Origin of the sequence: Zobellia russellii, assembly GCF_018728565.1 — a bacterium.
GTDB lineage: Bacteria > Bacteroidota > Bacteroidia > Flavobacteriales > Flavobacteriaceae > Zobellia > Zobellia russellii.
Map to the genome: position 1 here is coordinate 1 of NZ_JACSOI010000002.1, position 19013 is coordinate 19013.

Annotated in this window: 14 protein-coding genes and 1 pseudogene; 4 read left to right on the forward strand and 11 right to left on the reverse strand. The window is 38.5% G+C overall.

The window, feature by feature from the left end; all coding sequences use genetic code 11:
- Positions 1 to 1119, forward strand: a 1119-nt coding sequence (locus H9565_RS05525) for a PKD domain-containing protein (protein ID WP_215438230.1), incomplete at its 5' end; no start/stop codon positions are given.
- A 69-nt stretch (positions 1120 to 1188) separates the two neighbouring features.
- Here the strand turns inward: H9565_RS05525 and H9565_RS05530 are convergent.
- A pseudogene (locus H9565_RS05530) lies at positions 1189 to 1498 on the reverse strand (ATP-dependent DNA helicase RecG); the annotation flags it as partial.
- Positions 1499 to 1703: 205 nt separating this feature from the next.
- On the opposite strand from H9565_RS05530, the gene H9565_RS05535 reads away from it, so the two are divergent.
- Positions 1704 to 2945, forward strand: coding sequence for an ATP-binding cassette domain-containing protein (locus H9565_RS05535; protein WP_215438231.1), 1242 nt, complete (start codon positions 1704 to 1706; stop codon positions 2943 to 2945).
- Positions 2946 to 3066: 121 nt separating this feature from the next.
- Here the strand turns inward: H9565_RS05535 and secDF are convergent, their stop codons facing one another.
- The gene (secDF, locus tag H9565_RS05540) at positions 3067 to 6063 is read right to left on the reverse strand and encodes a protein translocase subunit SecDF (protein WP_215438232.1); all 2997 of its coding nucleotides are present in this window, start codon (positions 6061 to 6063) and stop codon (positions 3067 to 3069) included.
- 157 nt (positions 6064 to 6220) lie between these two features.
- Complete coding sequence (locus tag H9565_RS05545) at positions 6221 to 7147, reverse strand: malate dehydrogenase (RefSeq protein ID WP_215438233.1); 927 nt, start codon at positions 7145 to 7147, stop codon at positions 6221 to 6223.
- 354 nt (positions 7148 to 7501) lie between these two features.
- On the opposite strand from H9565_RS05545, the gene H9565_RS05550 reads away from it, so the two are divergent.
- Complete coding sequence (locus tag H9565_RS05550) at positions 7502 to 7879, forward strand: hypothetical protein (RefSeq protein ID WP_215438234.1); 378 nt, start codon at positions 7502 to 7504, stop codon at positions 7877 to 7879.
- 122 nt (positions 7880 to 8001) lie between these two features.
- Here the strand turns inward: H9565_RS05550 and H9565_RS05555 are convergent, their stop codons facing one another.
- The 6 genes from H9565_RS05555 to asnB form a co-directional block, all read right to left on the reverse strand.
- A complete protein-coding gene (locus H9565_RS05555) occupies positions 8002 to 8844 on the reverse strand; it encodes a universal stress protein (RefSeq protein ID WP_215438235.1) in 843 nt (280 codons plus the stop codon).
- Between the two features lie 11 nt (positions 8845 to 8855).
- On the reverse strand, positions 8856 to 9956 hold the full coding sequence (locus H9565_RS05560; protein ID WP_215438236.1) for a hypothetical protein: 1101 nt from the start codon (positions 9954 to 9956) through the stop codon (positions 8856 to 8858).
- Positions 9957 to 9988: 32 nt separating this feature from the next.
- Entirely contained in the window at positions 9989 to 10951 is a 963-nt protein-coding gene (locus H9565_RS05565) for a hypothetical protein (RefSeq protein ID WP_246560349.1), read from the reverse strand.
- 164 nt (positions 10952 to 11115) lie between these two features.
- Positions 11116 to 11868 carry a F0F1 ATP synthase subunit delta gene (locus H9565_RS05570; protein ID WP_215438237.1) on the reverse strand — a complete coding sequence of 251 codons (753 nt, stop codon included), beginning with the start codon at positions 11866 to 11868 and terminating at the stop codon, positions 11116 to 11118.
- A gap of 85 nt (positions 11869 to 11953) precedes the next feature.
- Positions 11954 to 13906 carry a DNA topoisomerase (ATP-hydrolyzing) subunit B gene (gene gyrB / locus H9565_RS05575; RefSeq protein WP_215438238.1) on the reverse strand — a complete coding sequence of 651 codons (1953 nt, stop codon included), beginning with the start codon at positions 13904 to 13906 and terminating at the stop codon, positions 11954 to 11956.
- A gap of 358 nt (positions 13907 to 14264) precedes the next feature.
- On the reverse strand, positions 14265 to 15929 hold the full coding sequence (asnB, locus tag H9565_RS05580; protein ID WP_215438239.1) for an asparagine synthase B: 1665 nt from the start codon (positions 15927 to 15929) through the stop codon (positions 14265 to 14267).
- 239 nt (positions 15930 to 16168) lie between these two features.
- Here asnB and H9565_RS05585 point away from each other — a divergent pair, with 239 nt between their 5' ends.
- Positions 16169 to 16717, forward strand: a complete 549-nt coding sequence (locus H9565_RS05585) for a DUF2911 domain-containing protein (RefSeq protein ID WP_215438240.1) — start codon at positions 16169 to 16171, stop codon at positions 16715 to 16717.
- Between the two features lie 75 nt (positions 16718 to 16792).
- Here the strand turns inward: H9565_RS05585 and H9565_RS05590 are convergent, their stop codons facing one another.
- Positions 16793 to 18409, reverse strand: a complete 1617-nt coding sequence (locus H9565_RS05590; protein WP_215438241.1) for an amidohydrolase — start codon at positions 18407 to 18409, stop codon at positions 16793 to 16795.
- Positions 18410 to 18507: 98 nt separating this feature from the next.
- Entirely contained in the window at positions 18508 to 18936 is a 429-nt protein-coding gene (locus H9565_RS05595) for a hypothetical protein (protein WP_215438242.1), read from the reverse strand.
- Positions 18937 to 19013 lie beyond the last annotated feature (77 nt).

Consider the following 19013-nt stretch of genomic DNA (forward strand, 5'->3'; position numbering starts at 1 on the left):
TCTGGAGATGCTATATTGGACAATGTAAACCATACAGCCACCATTACAGTGCCCTTCGGAACCGATTTGCTCGTAGCCCCTACGAACCTTGTTGTCTCCACAGGAGCTAGTGTATCCCCATTAGGTAATGTCGAAAGGGATTTCTCTAATCCTGTAAATTATACCGTAATGGCAGAAAACGGTGATTCGCAGGTCTGGCAAGTTATTGTAAATGTGGAAGCAGATACTAGAAGTAATGAAAACGACATCACCCAGTTCACTCTGTCCCCAATCTCTGGAGATGCTATATTGGACAATGTAAACCATACAGCCACCATTACAGTGCCCTTCGGAACCGATTTGCTCGTAGCACCTACGAACCTTGTTGTCTCCACAGGAGCTAGTGTATCCCCATTAGGTAATGTCGAAAGGGATTTCTCTAATCCTGTAAATTATACCGTAATGGCAGAAAACGGTGATTCACAGGTCTGGCAAGTTATTGTAAACGCAAATCCTACTGTAGAAATAAATGACCGAGTATTAATACCACCTGGAGACTATCCAAAAACATTGAATTTTCAAGTAGCTAATTTCAATGATGATGGACGAATAGTAGATTATGAATGGAATTTTGATGATTTAGGTTCCGTAAATAATATCATAAATAATAACGATGATTCTTCGGTGTCCCATACATTTAATGCTGCTGGTACATATAATATTGTTTTAACAGTGACCGATGATCTAGGTGCTACTGGGTCGGACACAGTTGAAATTATTTTAGAAGAACCACTCGCTCCAGATTTTTCTTTTAGAGCAAACCCTTATGAACCAGAACCCTTAGATGGTTATTCCGGTCCAGTTGAAATATACTTTAACATATCTCCTAATAGTGCTTTGTTATCTGGCTCCTATACCATGGTTATGACAACAGGAAAAGCTAGTATAACTTTAGATGGTAGTACTTATAGGGAAGGAAGAAGTATTTCAATGACAACAGGTGCCGTGATAGGTAATTTTATTGATTTACAGCGTACAGAAGTAGTTAATATTACTTTCACCGTTTCTGAAGCGATAACTGGAATATCAAAATCACAAAACGTTACTCTGAGATATTGTATGGGAAATTGTCAATTATAATATTTTCCAATAACAAACCGAACAATCTTATACTACATTAAATTTACTTGAAAGTATATTCAGGTTTGTGAGAATATCATTGTCTCTTACAATGCCTGCTATCTTTAAGTTGAGTACGCCACTTTGCTGCGTGCCCATAATATCTCCTGGCCCCATTAGTTTTAAGTCGACTTCTACAATCTCAAACTATCATTGGTTTGTACCATGGTCTGCAGTCGGTTTTTTGCTTCGGAAGAAAGTTTGTGACCTGTCATGAGGGTACAAAAAATCTGATTAGCACCCAACATACACGACCGCGAGGCTGATGTAGTTGCGAAATTCCAAATCGTTCCGCACTCCCAATGATCATTACCGAAGCGTTAGGAACATTTACACTTACTTAATATTGACTTCAAGGCCAATCTAGCAAGATGTAATTACTTATAAAAGTTATGTCCAGAAACACTAGCTTATCTAATTAATAATTTCTATAATTCATACAAACATCATATCTTCTCAAAAAAAATGGATCTGAATAGTGATATGTATTTAGATAAAACTAAATCAAACCATACCTATACCGTACATATATTTAGAGTTCTTTTATGACACCAAAACATTGGGCCGTTTTTACGGCGAATACTTCACAAAAAGGGGAACTGATAACAGCACTTTTACAAGGACCACTTCCCGGAGGTTTTTATGAACTGAAAAACTTAAAGGGTGCCCTAATGTCTAAATTGGCCGTTGAGCGCTTTATTGACAGAGAAGACCGTCATGATAGCAAGGTTATTACATCAGATACCAAACAAAGTTTAAAATCAATGTCTAGTGGGGAGCAAAAAAAAGCGTTATTAAAATATATCCTTAGCAGCCAGCCAGATTTTATTGTTTTGGACAACCCATTTGATAATCTGGACACCGACGCCCAAGAAGACCTGAAGAATACACTTCAGAAAGTTTCGGTTCATACCCCCATGGTACAAATATTAAGTCGCAAAGCAGATGTAATGCCCTTTGCGAACACGTTTTACAAGCTGGAGGGTAAAGATTTAGTTGCCACAGGTACGCCTGATGGTTTTTCCAATCAGACCAAAAAGGAACTGTTTAAAAATAACATCCCCCAACCTATACACATTTATGAAATTGAAGGAGAGACATTAATAGAATTAAAAGGCGTAGGCGTATCCTACAATGAAAAGCCTATTCTACGTGATATCTCCTGGCATATTAAAAGAAGTGAGTTTTGGGAATTAAGGGGTAGAAACGGCAGTGGAAAGACAACCATACTTTCTATGATAACTGGTGAAAACCCTAAGGGTTATGGCCAAGAACTCTATATTTTTGGCCGTAAAAAAGGTTCCGGAGAAAGCGTATGGGAAATTAAAAAACGAATAGGCTATTTTACGCCTTCAATGACGGATAAATTTACAGGCTATCATTCGGTTAGTCATATGATTATTTCCGGATTCTATGACTCCGTTGGACTGTACATACATCCTACCGAAGCACAATTGAGGTTGGCAAAAGAATGGCTTCAACTTATTGGCCTATGGGGTATGAAAGATAAACTTTTTCATGACCTTTCCATGGGGCAGAAACGACTGATTATGTGTGCAAGAGCCATGATAAAACACCCTCCATTGCTTATTCTTGACGAACCCACAGCAGGACTGGATGATGACAGCGCAGCTCTTTTTGTAGCCTTGGTCAACAAATTTGCCTCTCAAAGCAATACTACCGTTATTTTTGTATCCCACAGAAAAGAACCTGGCCTTGAAGCTGAGTTCATCTATCAACTAGAAAAATCCGATACGGGCTCAACTGGAAAAGTATTGTCCTCCTAAACGACAGTCGCTTTTTTTAAGTCCAAAAACACCGGACAAAGAAAAAGCCGTTTGCAAATGCAAACGGCTTTTTGTAATTAATTGAGTTAGTTAGTTCTTAACTCTTCAAATATAGAGAAATTTATTTTACTTCCTCAGTTTCTTGTTTAGCTGTATCTTTTACTAGGTCACCAGCTCTAGAAGACTTGTTCAACGTATCGAACATTACTGGAGTTGCGATAAATAGAGATGAGTAGGTTCCTACTACAACACCTACTATCATAGCAAACATAAATCCTCTTAACGATTCCCCTCCAAAAATAAAGATAGCCAGCAATACCACAAATGTTGTTAAAGACGTATTTAATGTACGGCTTAATGTACTGTTAAGTGCCAAGTTGATGTTTTCACCACCGCGCCAACCACGCTCGCCAATTATCTCACGAATACGGTCAAAAACAACCACGGTATCGTTCAATGAGTATCCGATTACAGTAAGTATTGCCGCTATAAAAGCCTGATCTATTTCCATGTTGAACGGCATAATAGTACCGAACAAAGAGAATATTCCCAATACAATCATAACATCATGGAAAACCGCCACTACAGCACCTAATGAGAATTGCCATTTACGGAAACGGAACAATATATACAAGAATACCACTGCAAGCGATCCTAAAATTGCCAAGAACGCGTTGTTCTTAATATCATCCGCAATGGTAGGTCCAACCTTAACAGATTGCAATATACCTATTGATTTATCGCCTGAACCTCCTGCTTTAAAGTTTTCTTCACTAATACCGTCTGGAAGGTATTTCTGTAACGAGGTATATAATTTGTTCTGAATCTCATTATCAACCTCTATACCCTCAACATCTACCTTATATGGCGTAGTAATCTTAATCTGGTTGGCATCTCCAAACGTTTTTACGTTAGTTCCACTACCAAATACATCATTTAACTCGGAAGCTATCTCAGATGGATTAACTGACTGCTCAAAACGAACTTGATATGAGCGTCCTCCTATAAAATCGACCCCTTGTTGCAATCCGTTGGTTGCTAAAGAGAAAACACCTATACCTACTAAAATTGCAGATAGTATATAGGCAAACTTTCTTTTTGAAAGAAAATTGATATTTACACTTTTGAAAAGGTTCTTTGTAAGTGCTGTTGAGAAATCCAATGAACGACCTTTTCCTTCAATATACCAATCTACCAATAGACGTGTAATAAAGATTGCAGTAAATAAAGACGTTACAATACCTATAAGTAAGGTTGTTGCGAAACCTTTAATAGGACCCGACCCAAAAATAAAGAGAATAATCGCCGTAAGACCTGTTGTTATATTCGCATCAAGAATAGACGAAAGGGCATTACTAAAACCATCCGCTACCGCTAATGATTTTCCTTTTCCTTTTGCTAATTCTTCCTTTATACGTTCAAAAATAAGTACGTTCGCATCTACGGACATACCAATGGTTAGAACGATACCTGCAATACCTGGCAAAGTTAAAACAGCACTTAAGCTGGTCAACACCCCAAATATCAACAGAATATTCAACAGCAACGCAACATCTGCGAAAGCACCTGCTTTACCATAATAGAAAATCATCCAGACCAATACAATGGCCATAGCGATCATAAACGACATAAAACCACTATCAATAGCTTCTTGTCCCAAAGATGGACCTACAACTTCTGATTGAATGATTTCTGCGGACGCCGGTAATTTACCAGCACGCAATACGTTTGAAATATCTTTTGTTTCGTTGACCGTAAAAGTACCGGTAATCTCTGAACGTCCACCGGAAATAGGTCCCGACGAAACCCCTGGAGCAGTGTATACTTTATTATCTAGTACAATAGCAATACCAGTTCTATTATTATAAGCATCACCAGTAAGCTTTTCCCATTCCTTAGCTCCTTTGGTATTCATGCTCATGGTTACGGCAGGTTTACCGTTTACAAACTCGTCACGAGCATCACTAACAACATCACCACTAATTCTTGGTGTATTGTCACGATTAGATTTTAATGCATAAAGCTCAGCTATCTCCGAACCTTCAGATGGTCTCTCCCATAAGAATTTCACGAACTGCATACTTGCAGGAAGCAATCTCCTAACTTCTTTCATTCTTAGGTAAGAACCTATCTCCGCAGTATCTTGAACAGCGGCAACACCAACTGCATAACTAGGAGCCCCTAATTGAAATTTATCAAACAATGGGTTCTTCTGTCCGGCAATATCCAATGAATCTGTAGATACATCAGAAAGCAAAGAATCCAATTCCGACTCTTTCTTTACCGGCTCTTCATCATCACCCATATCTACAAGCGACTTCAACTTTTCATTGGCCTGAAAAAAGAAACCTTGTAATTCAGGATTATTAGGCTCATAAGTTTCCCAGAACTCCAATTGAGCGGTACTTGACAATAGGCTCTGCGCACGGGCAATATCTCTAGCTCCTGGCAATTCAACCAAGATACGGCCTGAGTTACCTTCACGTTGGATATTTGGCTGTGTTACACCAAAACCATCTATACGCTCACGAAGTACTTCAAAAGCAGAAACAATGGATTCGTCAATTTTTGTACGGATGATAGGCTTAACCTCATCATCTGACATCTGAAAATTAATTTCTCCACTAAGGCCTTTATTAGCAAAAATATCCGGAGAAGCTAGTTTAGTATCTCCTTTTATTTCATCAAAAGCATTAAAAAATAGCTCTATATACGTGTCATCGCTATTTTTTGAAGCGGCATCGGCATCTGCCAAGGCTTTATTAAAAACAGGGTTTTTGGTATTATTGGCCAATCCTTTTAAGATATCCTTTACGGAAATCTGAAGGGTAACGTTAATACCACCCTTAAGGTCAAGACCTTTGTTCAATTCTTTCTTTTTGGCTTCATTATAATTTGTAAAACCTAAAATAGAATTGTCTCCTATGGAGTCTAAATACCTAGTCTCTAATTCTTCACGTTTAGAAACGTAGTTCTCTTCTGCCTCTGAAATACGGCTTTCCGCATACGATTTAGCTTCGTTTTCTACTTTACCACCTATAAAAGTATAGGATAGTTGGTAGATACTTACTAGCCCAAAGAGTAGGGCAAAAAGCTTAATAAGTCCTTTATTCTGCATTGGTTATGTGAATTAATTGCGTGCTTTTTATAACAGCGTGCAAATATATGATTTTCCCATAGGAATTGGCAATATATTTGGAGTTATTGTAAAACGGAAACATCTGCCCCAGAAATATTTCCGGAACAGATGTTCTTATTTATTATTGAACCAACTACTATAATTCTAGTAGACCGTTGGTCTTTTTCACTCCTGCAGCGCTTTCTTGCATTTTAGCTTTTTCGGCATCGCTAAGTGGAATATCAACTATTTTTTCGATTCCGTTTTTACCCAAAACAACCGGAACACCTATACAGATATCGTTTAAATCATACTCACCTTCTAGCAAGGTAGAACATGGGAAAATCTTTTTCTGATCGCAAGCGATAGCTTGCACCAAACCTGAAACCGCAGCACCTGGCGCGTACCATGCACTTGTTCCCAATAATTTAGTAAGTGTAGCACCACCTACTTTAGTATCTGCAGCCACTTGCTCTAAGCGGTCCTCCGATAAAAATTCCGATACTCGAATACTGTTTCTTGTAGCATGAGATGTTAATGGCACCATACCGGTATCACTATGGCCACCTATTACCATACCATCTACATCTGATATTGGAGCCTCAAGAGCTTCGGCCAAACGGTACTTAAAACGTGCACTATCCAAAGCACCGCCCATACCTATAATTTTATGCTTAGGCAAACTTGTAGTTTTGTGCACTAAATACGTCATAGTATCCATTGGGTTACTTACTATGATAAGGGTTACATTTGGCGAGTGCTCTACAAGACTAGCCGATACCGTTTTTACGATACCCGCATTAATACCTATTAACTCCTCACGGGTCATACCCGGTTTTCTTGGAATACCAGAAGTAATTACGGCAATATCACTATTAGCAGTTTTAGAGTAATCATTGGTTACACCTGTTATCTTAGTATCAAAGCCGTTCAATGATGCAGTTTGCATCAAGTCCATGGCTTTCCCTTCGGCATAACCTTCTTTGATATCCAACAAGACTACCTCAGATGCAAAATTCTTTATGGCAATATACTCGGCACAGCTTGCTCCTACTGCTCCTGCCCCTACTACGGTAACTTTCATTTGTTATTATTTATTTGTTATTAAAGACTTTTCTTAAAAAAACGCCCTTTTTTGACCTTAATAAATCTTACTCGACTCTACTGAACCTAGTAAGCTTTGTTCTTATTAAAAATCATTTTTTTGAAAAGGGTTCCCAAAAATAAACAATCTGAAAGGAAAACTACGGTGAAAATTGGGTTAAATGGGAGAAATTTAACCGATAAACTACTCGTTGAAATACACTCCTGTTAAAAAAAATTGCGCTTTAACGAAGATAAAAGGGATTTGTTGCCGTACATCGAATTGTAGCAATAGGAATTTAAAAACAGGCGTTCTAATTTAAAGAAAACCCCCAATCAACTAAAACCTACGACAATGAAAAAAGTCTTTTCATTTTTAGCGATAATTGCCATAGTACTGGTAAGCAACTGTACCGAAATTCCCGAAAACAATGACCCCGTTATCGGCATTTGGTCAGACGTAGAAGTAACAGCAGCAAGTCAGACATCCAAAGGAGGGAGTACCATCCGTAAAGAATGGATATTTAACGATGCCTATTTAGGAAGATACCATCAAAAGAATAATGGGAAAATTACTTTTAAAACCGATTTTACATGGAGTCATGAGAATGACACTTACATAATATCATACCCCGGAACCGATATGGCAGACGAAATTGTCTCCATGAAAGCGTCTACGGAAGGAAGTATTCTATCCGACTCACAAGGCAACACAATGGCCTTACGGGAGTAAAAATTTTACTAGGTTTCAAATACGCTAAACCCCATATTCTTTATTGAATATGGGGTTTTAAAATAGAACAAATTCTCATTAACCCGTTTTCTTTAGTGGGCGGTGTATTTTTCTTTCACAAATCAATCCCTATAAATAGCCATTACGGGTGTATTAATATTCCTTATTAAATCCTCGGTTAAACTATAGGTAAACAATCTTTGATAAAAATTACGCTTATGATTGATCAAACAAACAATATCTATTTCATGCTGAATACAGTAGTCTAATAGCGACTTTTTAATGTCTATGGAATCTATAGTTTCAAACGTAACGTTACTTATATCAAAATTCTTTAGAGAAGCCTTGAACCGATCCATTAGCGGCACAATGGAATCTCCATGAGCCAAATCAAAATGAACTACATGAAGTTTTGCGTTAAACCCTTTAGACTCGTTTATTAAATCTTCCAAAGGTTCTTTCTCATCTTCATGATAATCTACCAAGAAAAGAATATTATCTAAGTTGCCATCAAACTTTGCGTTGCCCGGAACTACAATAACGGGTTTATTAATTTCATCCAGAATCTTTAATGTACTGGTCTCCGTAAACAACTGAAAAAGGCCACTCTTGCTAATTTGTGTCCCCATCACTACAAGATCAATCTTATCTTCCCTTTTATCAATATAATGGGTAAACGTTTCTATAAAATTTCCTTCACGAACCACGTATTTTACCTTTAGACTATCTATTTGTCTTTCTCTGAGTATTTTTTCAAAAGGCGGAAAGGTTTCTTTTTTATTCCTGAAATTCTGAATATCTAGTTTTTCGTACAACGCTTGCTCTACCTCCGAAGTTTCGGTTTCTAAATTATACGCATGAAAAACAATGATTTTCTTTTCTGTTTTTTTTGCATAGTCAACAGCATACAAAAAGGCATTCATTGAAACTTCGGAAAAATCTGTGGGAAAAAGTATACTCTCCATAGCTATTGTTTTTAAAATGATATTTCTAGGTTAAGTTCGTAGATATCTTCTGTATTACCATCTACCGTGGTATGTTCGGTATTTAAAATGAGCCGAATCATTTTATTCACCTTATATGTAAACCCTCCAATGACGCGCTGGGTCTCTTCATTTATCTCCTCTACTGTAAATTCATCAAAACGCCCCCAAATGGAAAAAGGGGATTTGCCAAATTTATACTCACCAAAGAAGCTATACCCATGATTGGCCAAAGCATGCGATGGGTCTTCCGCATCTACATATCTGGCTCTAAAATCCCCCACACCATCATGAAATTGAGCCGTTATTCTAAACTGCTTCTCCGTAAAGGCCAAAAAACCTAAAACCTGATTAAAATCCGGAGAAAACTCACTGTTTCCTTTCCCTCTATTAAAATAACCACTTAATTGCAATTGCGGCAACCTATTGGCCAAAGGGCGTACAGTTAAACGACCGGCCACCACTTTATTATTATTATTTTCTATTCCGGAATAGCCCCCTCCATTATATATTCCCAATGAATAACTAGCATATTTACCTTTCATAACACCGTTTACGTTTTTCAGGAATTCCTCATCCATTTTAGGCCCTATGTTACCCGTAACCGTTACACCAAAATCTGCAGAGTTGAATATCCTGTTTCGCTCTATAAACATGTTATCCTGAACTCTATAGGTGTTTATTTTTTGCTCATAATCTAACCAAGGCCTATGTACCATTCCTACCTCTATTCCGGTACCGGTAAACACCTTACTATTAATTCTAGGCTTGGTCATTAGATAAAGGTACTTTAAGCGTGTTTCAACATTACCCGCATCATCGCCTTCCGTATCTATAGTAAGATCCATAGTATACCTAACCGAAAAAACATCATTCAGCTCTTTCTTTAGCGTAAAATAACTTCGCTTTAAAACAAAACTACTTGTATGCTCATTTTCAACAGGTACGGTCTCGTCTGCCTGAACCTGTTTTATTCCGTCTCGGTAAGCAATAAACCAATCTCCGGACATCTCTACCAAGTCAGCTATATTTATGCCCTTTCTTTCATCCTCATCTTGCGCAATAGCATTGCTACACAGTAAAAAGACAGACATAAATACAAACCCAAGCTTCATTTTAAATAAAATTAAATAGACGTTGCCAAATATTTTACAGCGAATACCAAGATGATACTAACGACAAGACCTATAACCACCTTGACTAAATCCATACCCAACGATTTAAACATTTTTGCCCTGGGCTCGTTTTTCCTTAACATATAGTTCAACCCTATTTCACGACCTGCCAGAATACCAATAAAGACCCATGTGGTGCTCATAGGTACGTTATTCATTTCTTTGAAATAAAAGAGCACAATACCGTAGACGAAATCTATAATCGTTGCAGATCTAATGTCTACCGTATTTGTCTTTGATTTGATTATACTTTGAATTGCCCCACCTTTGGACGCAATGATAAAGGCCAACAAGCCCAAAATAACCACCAAGGAGAAAATCATTGAATAAACATCCAATTCGCGTGGCAAATAAACGTAAATATTAGCAAAATCCTGAATAAGCCACTGTGACCATAAAAAACCGGTAGAACACCATTGCAAGATTGTCCAGAGCCTTTCCTCCTTTGCCGTTATAGACCGTTCTATGAACCGTTTTTCCACCAATCTGGATATTGCCAAATAGAGCACAATAGCCGCTGCAAACGCCACTCCGTAGCCAGAGAGCGATTTAATGACCATACTGCTCAAATTTTTCTCGTTGAAGAAAGTAAGAATCAAAAATGATGTACTCACAGGAATACCTGTTCGTGTTAACAACATAAGGATAATGGGAGGCAATAAATAATACCAAGCAAACGGTTGGGGCATGGGATATTTTGCCAATCTCCCATAAGAAACATCCCCACCGTGGGTTATGTATCCAAAAATTAAGGTCGCCGCCAAGATACCGCCCGCAAACAACCACAGAACCCACCATTTTTTCCGCTCGTTAGAACTTAAAAAAGTACCCAATGTCTGTATGGTATCGTTTCCTACTACGGAGTAAGCGGCCAAGATGAAGCCCAAATACATAACTATAACTGAAAAATCCAATGTGCTCTGGTTTTATATTATGTGGTAAATAAAGAACATTTTAAACCAGAGGAACTTGGCTTAAAGATTATCAAATATTTAAATAATTGACAACTTAAAACAAAAAGGCCGCAATCATACTGATTGCGGCCTTTTTAAAATTATGAGTTGATCTATGCAGGATACTACATGTTATCTTCCAGAACAAACTCTGTGTAATCCAAAATGTATACACCTAACAGACTCCATTTGAATTTCTCCCCTCCGTACTTAGCTTTGAATTTTTCGTTATCCATAAACAAAGATTCAAAATGCTCATCAAAATCTTTCTTGGTCAACCACAGCACTTTTTCATCACCTTTTTTAATATAATACGACTTTGCGATTCCTCCCGCCAACTTCATACCTCCAACTCCAAAACTAGCGGTCTGCTTAGCCCATGGATCAGAATATACTTGAATAACCTGACTGAATTTTGGATTGATAACCTGCATCAAATATTCCGCTTCCTTCTTTTTGTTTTTTAAGGAAACCATTTGATTGGTGTACATGGTATAGCCTTTGTTCATATATTTTGAAGCATCGGTTTTACCCCATTTGGTAGCATCGTTCAAGAAATTACTCTGATTGTTCAATTTTTCAAGCCCAGAAGGAGCCATATACAGATCTACAATTTCTTCTGCCTTTACACGTAGCTTTTTACCATCTGGCTTAATAAATTTAATTTCATTGATCTGACCTTTTTTACGGTCAACATCTTTGATGTCCGCCTCTATCTTGGCTCCATCTTTAAGCGTAACGTAGGCTGGTTTTTTTCTAGAATAAGATGTGTAGGCCGGATCAAAGGCCGCCTGTTTTTCTCTTTCTTTTAGATTCTCCTGTCCAAAGCAAACTACGCTGGACATAAATAAAAGCATTGATACTAATTGTACTTTCATAATAGGGGTTTTGAATTATTGTATCCCCCTAAAATAGTTCGTCCGCCAAGTGGCGGACGAATATTTGTTGTGAAAACGCTAATTGTTATGCATCAATGTTCGCATAAACAGCATTCTTCTCTATAAATTCTCTTCGCGGCGGCACTTCATCACCCATTAACATAGAGAATACCCGATCCGTTTCGGTAGCATTATCTATCTGTATCTGACGTAATGTTCTGAATTCCGGGTTCATGGTGGTATCCCACAACTGCTCGGCATTCATCTCACCCAGACCTTTGTAACGTTGTATACTAACGCCACCACTATAGCTATCCGCGATTTCATCGCGTTCCTTATCTGACCAAGCGTAACGTTTTTTTGATCCTTTTTTCACCAAATATAACGGTGGTGTGGCTATATAAACGTGTCCGCTTTCAATAAGCTCGCGCATATATCTAAAGAAGAAGGTTAAAATAAGTGTCTCAATATGGCTACCGTCAACATCGGCATCACACATGATCACTACTTTATGATAACGCAACTTTTCCAAGTTCAAAGCTTTACTATCCTCTTCGGTACCAATGGTAACCCCTAAGGCCGTATAGATATTTTTAATTTCCTCGTTTTCAAAAACCTTATGTTGCATGGCTTTCTCCACGTTCAAAATCTTACCTCGTAGCGGAAGAATTGCTTGAAACTTACGGTCACGGCCCATCTTGGCCGTACCACCCGCAGAATCACCCTCAACAAGGAAAACTTCACACTGTGCAGGATCCTGCTCCGAACAATCCGATAGTTTCCCTGGAAGACCACCAATGCTCATTACGGTTTTACGCTGAACCATTTCACGGGCCTTAGTAGCGGCATGACGTGCTTGAGCGGCAAGAATTACTTTTTGAACTATAATCTTGGCATCATCCGGATGTTCCTCCAAATAATCCGACAACATTTCTGAAACTGCCTGTGAAACTGCGGAAGAAACCTCACGGTTACCCAATTTGGTTTTGGTCTGCCCTTCAAATTGTGGTTCTGCAACTTTAACGGAAACAATGGCCGTTAGACCTTCTCTAAAGTCATCTCCCTGAACCTCAAATTTCAATTTTTCAAGCATACCAGAAGCATCGGCATACTTTTTCAAGGTAGTTGTAAGCCCTCTCCTAAAACCGGAAAGGTGTGTTCCCCCCTCATGGGTATTAATATTGTTTACGTACGAGTGCAGGTTTTCCGTATAGCTTGTATTATAAATCATTGCAACCTCAACAGGAATATCGTTTTTCTCGCCTTCCATAGAAATTACATTCTGGATTAGTGGCTCACGGTTTCCATCAAGGAACTTAACAAACTCTTTTAAACCTTGATCGGAATAAAAACGTTCACTAACAAACTCGCCGTTTTCGTCTTTTTGACGTTTATCCGTAATAGTAATGCTTACCCCTTTGTTCAAAAAGGAAAGCTCACGCATACGATTGGATAAAGTCTCATAACTATACTCCGTAGTTTGCTTAAAAATTGTATCGTCCGGTATAAAGGTCACCACGGTTCCCCGCTTATCGGTCTCCCCTACACTTTTTACAGGATAAAGAGATTTACCTCTTTCGTACTCCTGCTCCCAAATTTTACCATCGCGGTAAACGGTAGCTTTTAGGTGATTTGAAAGTGCGTTAACACAAGAAACACCAACCCCGTGAAGTCCACCGGAAACCTTATAGGAATCCTTATCAAACTTACCACCGGCACCAATTTTGGTCATAACCACTTCTAGAGCGGATATACCTTCTTTTTTATGTAAGTCTACAGGAATACCCCTACCGTTATCCTGTGTAGTTATGGAGTTATCCTCGTTTATCGTAACACTGATCGTATCACAATAACCACCCATAGCCTCATCTATGGAGTTATCCACCACCTCGTATACCAAGTGGTGAAGACCTCTTACACCAACATCTCCAATATACATGGAGGGGCGCATACGTACGTGTTCCATACCCTCTAGGGCCTGGATACTGTCCGCTGAATATTGTTTTTTGTTTTCTTCTTTATTTGCTTCTTCGCTCATAAAATTAACTAGTTGTTAGACTTAATTTTTGGCAATCTCACAAATATACGCAAAACCCCATGGAATATAGGGTTTTGAGAATAACGATACCTCTAAGTTATCAACAAAAATTGTGGAAAATTACAACTATAGGGCAACATAGGAAATCTACACCTAACCAGCTCCTAAATCACTCAACTTCAACTTATAAAACCTCTGCTTATAAAAAACAGATTAGCAATACCAAAACAACTTTTATGATTTATAGAAACTTAAAAGCATCTCCTTCCATCTAAGGCGCAAACGAAAAAACCTGTTGGCTTCTATTGCACAACAGGTCATTTCTTAGCTAATTCTATAAAAGAATGGTTAAATACTTCTAATAGGCGTCATCGTGAACGTTTGCCACGGCTCTACCAGATGGATCGTTCATGTTCTTGAACGCCTCATCCCACTCCAAAGCTATTTGCGTACTACAAGCAACCGATGCTTCTTGAGGCACACATAATGCCGCAGCATCCGATGGGAAATGAGATTCAAATATAGAACGATAGTAAAATTCTTCTTTTGATGTTGGTGTTTGAATTGGGAAACGGAATTTTGCGTTTGCCAATTGCTCATCAGATACCTCTTCGTTTACAATCTCCTTTAAAGTATCAATCCAGCTGTATCCTACACCATCGGAAAATTGTTCTTTCTGTCTCCATGCTACGCTTTCGGGCAACATATCTTCAAATGCTTTACGCACTACCCATTTCTCCATACGCTCCCCATTGATCATTTTATCTTTTGGGTTGATGCGCATAGCTACATCCATAAATTCTTTATCCAAGAACGGCACACGACCTTCAATACCCCAAGCCGCCAAGGACTTATTGGCACGTAAACAATCGTACATATGCAACTTGCTCAACTTACGAACAGTCTCTTCATGAAATTCCTTATCGTTAGGTGCTTTATGAAAGTATAGATATCCTCCAAAAAGTTCATCTGCACCTTCTCCGGAAAGTACCATTTTAATACCCATAGACTTAATTACCCTTGCCATAAGGTACATAGGGGTGGAAGCTCTAATGGTAGTTATATCATACGTCTCCAAGTTGTAAACCACATCTTTAATGGCATCTAGACCTTCTTGAATCGTAAATTTAATTTCATGGTGAACCGTACCAATATGGTCTGCCACCTTTTGAGCGGCCGCTAAATCAGGAGAACCTTCAAGACCTACCGAAAAAGAGTGTAATTGAGGCCACCAAGCATCTGTAGTATCACCTGACTCTATACGTTTTTGTGCATATTTTTTTGCTATCGCCGATGTAACGGAAGAATCCAAACCTCCTGAAAGCAATACACCATAAGGCACATCTGACATTAACTGACGGTGTACGGCAGCTTCCAACGCTTCTTTAATTTCCTTTATGCTCGTTTCGTTTTCCTTCACGGCATCGTACTCCATCCAATCTCTAGAATACCATTTTTTGAACTCGCCATCTTCACTGCTCAAATAGTGTCCTGGAGGAAAAAGTTGAATTTTTGTACAGGTTCCTTCCAAAGCTTTCAATTCAGAAGCTACATAGAACGTCCCGTTTTGATCCCATCCTACATATAAAGGTATAATACCCATATGGTCACGTGCCACAAAATAAGAATCGTTCTCCGTATCATATATGGCAAAACCAAAAATACCGTTCATCTCATCCAAAAAACCAGCTCCTTTTTCTTGGTAAAGGGCCAAAATAACTTCGCAATCAGATTCGGTCTGGAAATTATACTTTCCTTCAAATTGCTTGCGCAACTCTCTATGGTTATAGATTTCGCCGTTTGCGGCCAAAACCAATTTTTTATCCTCACTGTACAACGGCTGGGTTCCGGAAGCTGGATCAACAATAGCCAAACGCTCATGCGCTAAGATGGCTTTTTCATCGGCATAGATACCACTCCAATCCGGACCACGGTGACGTATTTTCTTAGACATCTCCAATAATTGGGGTCTTAAAACATCTGAACTTTCTTTTAAATCAAATGCACATACAATTCCACACATAACTCTTTGTTTATTTCTAATTTGAAATCAAAATTGCAACTAAACTTTCAATTATAAAACACAAATGCCTTTATTGATTTCATATCGAAATATAAAACAATTTAAAAACTTCAATATATTGTTATTTTTGTTTTTTTTCATTAAAAATAATACATTCTGTAAGTAGTATAAAAATTAACGACTTTTTAGTAGATTTTACATTGAATACTAATTAGTTTTATAGCAAAACAAACACAATTATGAAAAAAGTACTTTTTATTGCTTTAATGGCCTTTGCCATGACCTTTTCTACAGATGCATTAGCCCAGAAATTTAGCGGGTTGGATAAAAGCCCTATGGATATGGCCGCATTCCCTACCGATTACAAGGTATCTACAAAAACCGCTCGTATTATTTATAGTCGCCCACAATTAAAAGGTCGTTCGCTATCCGAACTGGCTCCGGCAGGAAAAGTATGGCGTACCGGTGCCAATGAAGCCGCTGAGATTACATTCTATTCAGACGTAAATTTTGGTGGTAAAGAAATTAAAGCCGGAACCTATTCTATCTTTACTATTCCAGGTAAAAGCGAATGGACCGTAGTATTGAACAAAAATCTTAACCAGTGGGGTGCTTATTCTTATGATAAAAGCGCAGATGTTGCACGTGTAAGCGTACCTAGTTCTGAAGATTCCAATTCATTGGAGGAATTTTCTATTGCTTTTAAAGAAGATGGCGCTGGATTTAAAATGGTTATGGGATGGGACAAAACAAGAATTGCCGTTCCTATTACCGCTGCAAAAATGTAATTTATCCTGAAATCTATAATTAGAAAAACCGAAGCTTTAGGGCTTCGGTTTTTTTATTTTATGAACTCTTGCCCACTATCTTGTCTTACCGTTTATAAAGGTTTGTTCTGCCATAATGGTTGGAATCTCAGCAACGGGAACGGTCATCATATCCTTATCATAGATAACAAAATCCGCGAACTTCCCAGCCTCTATACTACCCTTCTCATCTTCTTCAAAATTAGAATACGCCGCCCAAATAGTCATACCCTTTAACGCTTCTTCGCGCGTGAGTGCATCCTGCATTTGAAAACCGCCTTCAGGGTACCCCTCAACATCCTTTCTGGTTACTGCAGCATAAAATGTTAAAAACGGACTTACCTGTTCTACCGGAAAATCTGTACCTAAAGCAAGTGTTCCTGCCTTATCCAAAAGCTTTTTAAATGCGTACGCTCCTTTCACACGGTCCTCTCCTAAACGGTCTTCGGCCCAATACATATCACTCGTAGCATGAGTAGGCTGCACAGAAGGTATTACCCCATTCGCAAAATAATCAAAGTCCAACGAATCTATAATCTGGGCATGTTCTACCCTCCAACGACGATTGGGCCTGTCCTTTAATACTTCTTCGTAAGTTCTTAGTACCACTGCATTGGCAGAATCGCCAATGGCATGAGTATTCATTTGATATTCCGAAATTGCCAAACGCCGCGCCAAATCCTCTATTTCATCTATAGGTGTAACCATGGCGCCATAATGCCCCCATTTATCGGAATAAGGTTTTTTTAAAGCGGCTCCCCTAGAACCAAGTGCACCGTCTCCATACACCTTAACGGAACGTACATTTAGCCTTTCGGTTTTTATAGGCCCTTTATAGATAAAATAGTCTACGTCTTCTGGATTATTACTCACCATGGCATACACCTTAATCGAAAGTTCTCCGGTTTGTTGCAAACTATCTATTAGCTCTATAGTAGCACGATTTAATCCTGCATCATCAACGGTAGTTAATCCATTATTCAAACAAATTCTTTCTGCATCTTTTAATGCCTTCACTTGAGCATCCAAGTCTGGCATTGGAATTTTAGAATACACCAGATCCATTGGGTTGTCTACCAGTACTCCGGTAATACCCATTGCACCTTTTACAATTTCTCCTCCCTCTACTTTTGTACTCCAATCGATACCCGCCAAATCCAAAGCAGCTTTATTAACTAACAACGCATGACCATCAATGCGACTTAAGGCCACTGGGGTATCCGGAAAAAGTTGATCTAATTCTTTACGGGTGGGATATTCTTTTACCTCCCAATCATTCTGGTCCCAACCATCTCCCAATATGAATTCTTTGGGATTCTCGCTTTGAAAAGCCTGAACACGTTCCAGAACTTCCTCAAAGCTTTTGGTACCTACCAGGTCTACCGTTTGTTGTTTAAGTCCCAAGCCGAAAAAATGGCAATGGGCATCAATAAGTCCTGGGGTTATAGTACGGCCATCTGCATCTACCAACTGGTTCGAGGTATATTTATCCCTAATTTCTTCGGTAGTACCTACTGCAATAAATTTACCTTTATGAACGGCAAAGGCTTCCGCTTTAGAAAACTCGGCGTCTACCGTGTAGACATTTGCGTTCACAATAACCAAATCTACTTTTTCCTTCAGGTATTCACAACCCGTAAGGAAGAGTACTAATAAAGGAAGTATTTTTTTCATAGTAAGAGAATTTGAAGCTTTCCAAAAGTACATAAATATTGTACTACTCCCTTACTACTAACTTTTGAGAAAAAAAGTGTTTTTCCCCAATTCTGGTTTTACATGATTTTTACACGTGCACCTTTTATTTGAAAAGTACCGTCCGCAGAGGTGTACGTACCCGTTAGAGCCTCACCCTTGGCTGTAAGCTTAACGGCAAAAACAGTTCCTTCCAAGGTTACTTCAAAACTGATGGTATTGCCTACCAAATTAACTTTTGTTCCTAAGATTTCCCTTTCATCCAATTGAACGAAGACATTGTTTTCTCCATTTTCATGAAAGATAGAAAGCGCTCCTACTTTGTACTTATCCGGTGCATTTTCGGCAGCGTATTCCCAACTTCCCAGCAACTCACTTTCGGCAGGTTTTGAGGCCTTATAATCTTCTACATCAACATTTATGACCGGGGCATCTATGGCGCTACTAAATGTTACACTCATTAAAAAAGCTGCAAATAAGGCGGATGAATTCTTTTTGAAAGTTTTCATGTATTCAACAAATTAATTCGTACTAATTTCCGGTACATTTTTCATTGAAAAATGAGACCATCTATTTAAAACGAACA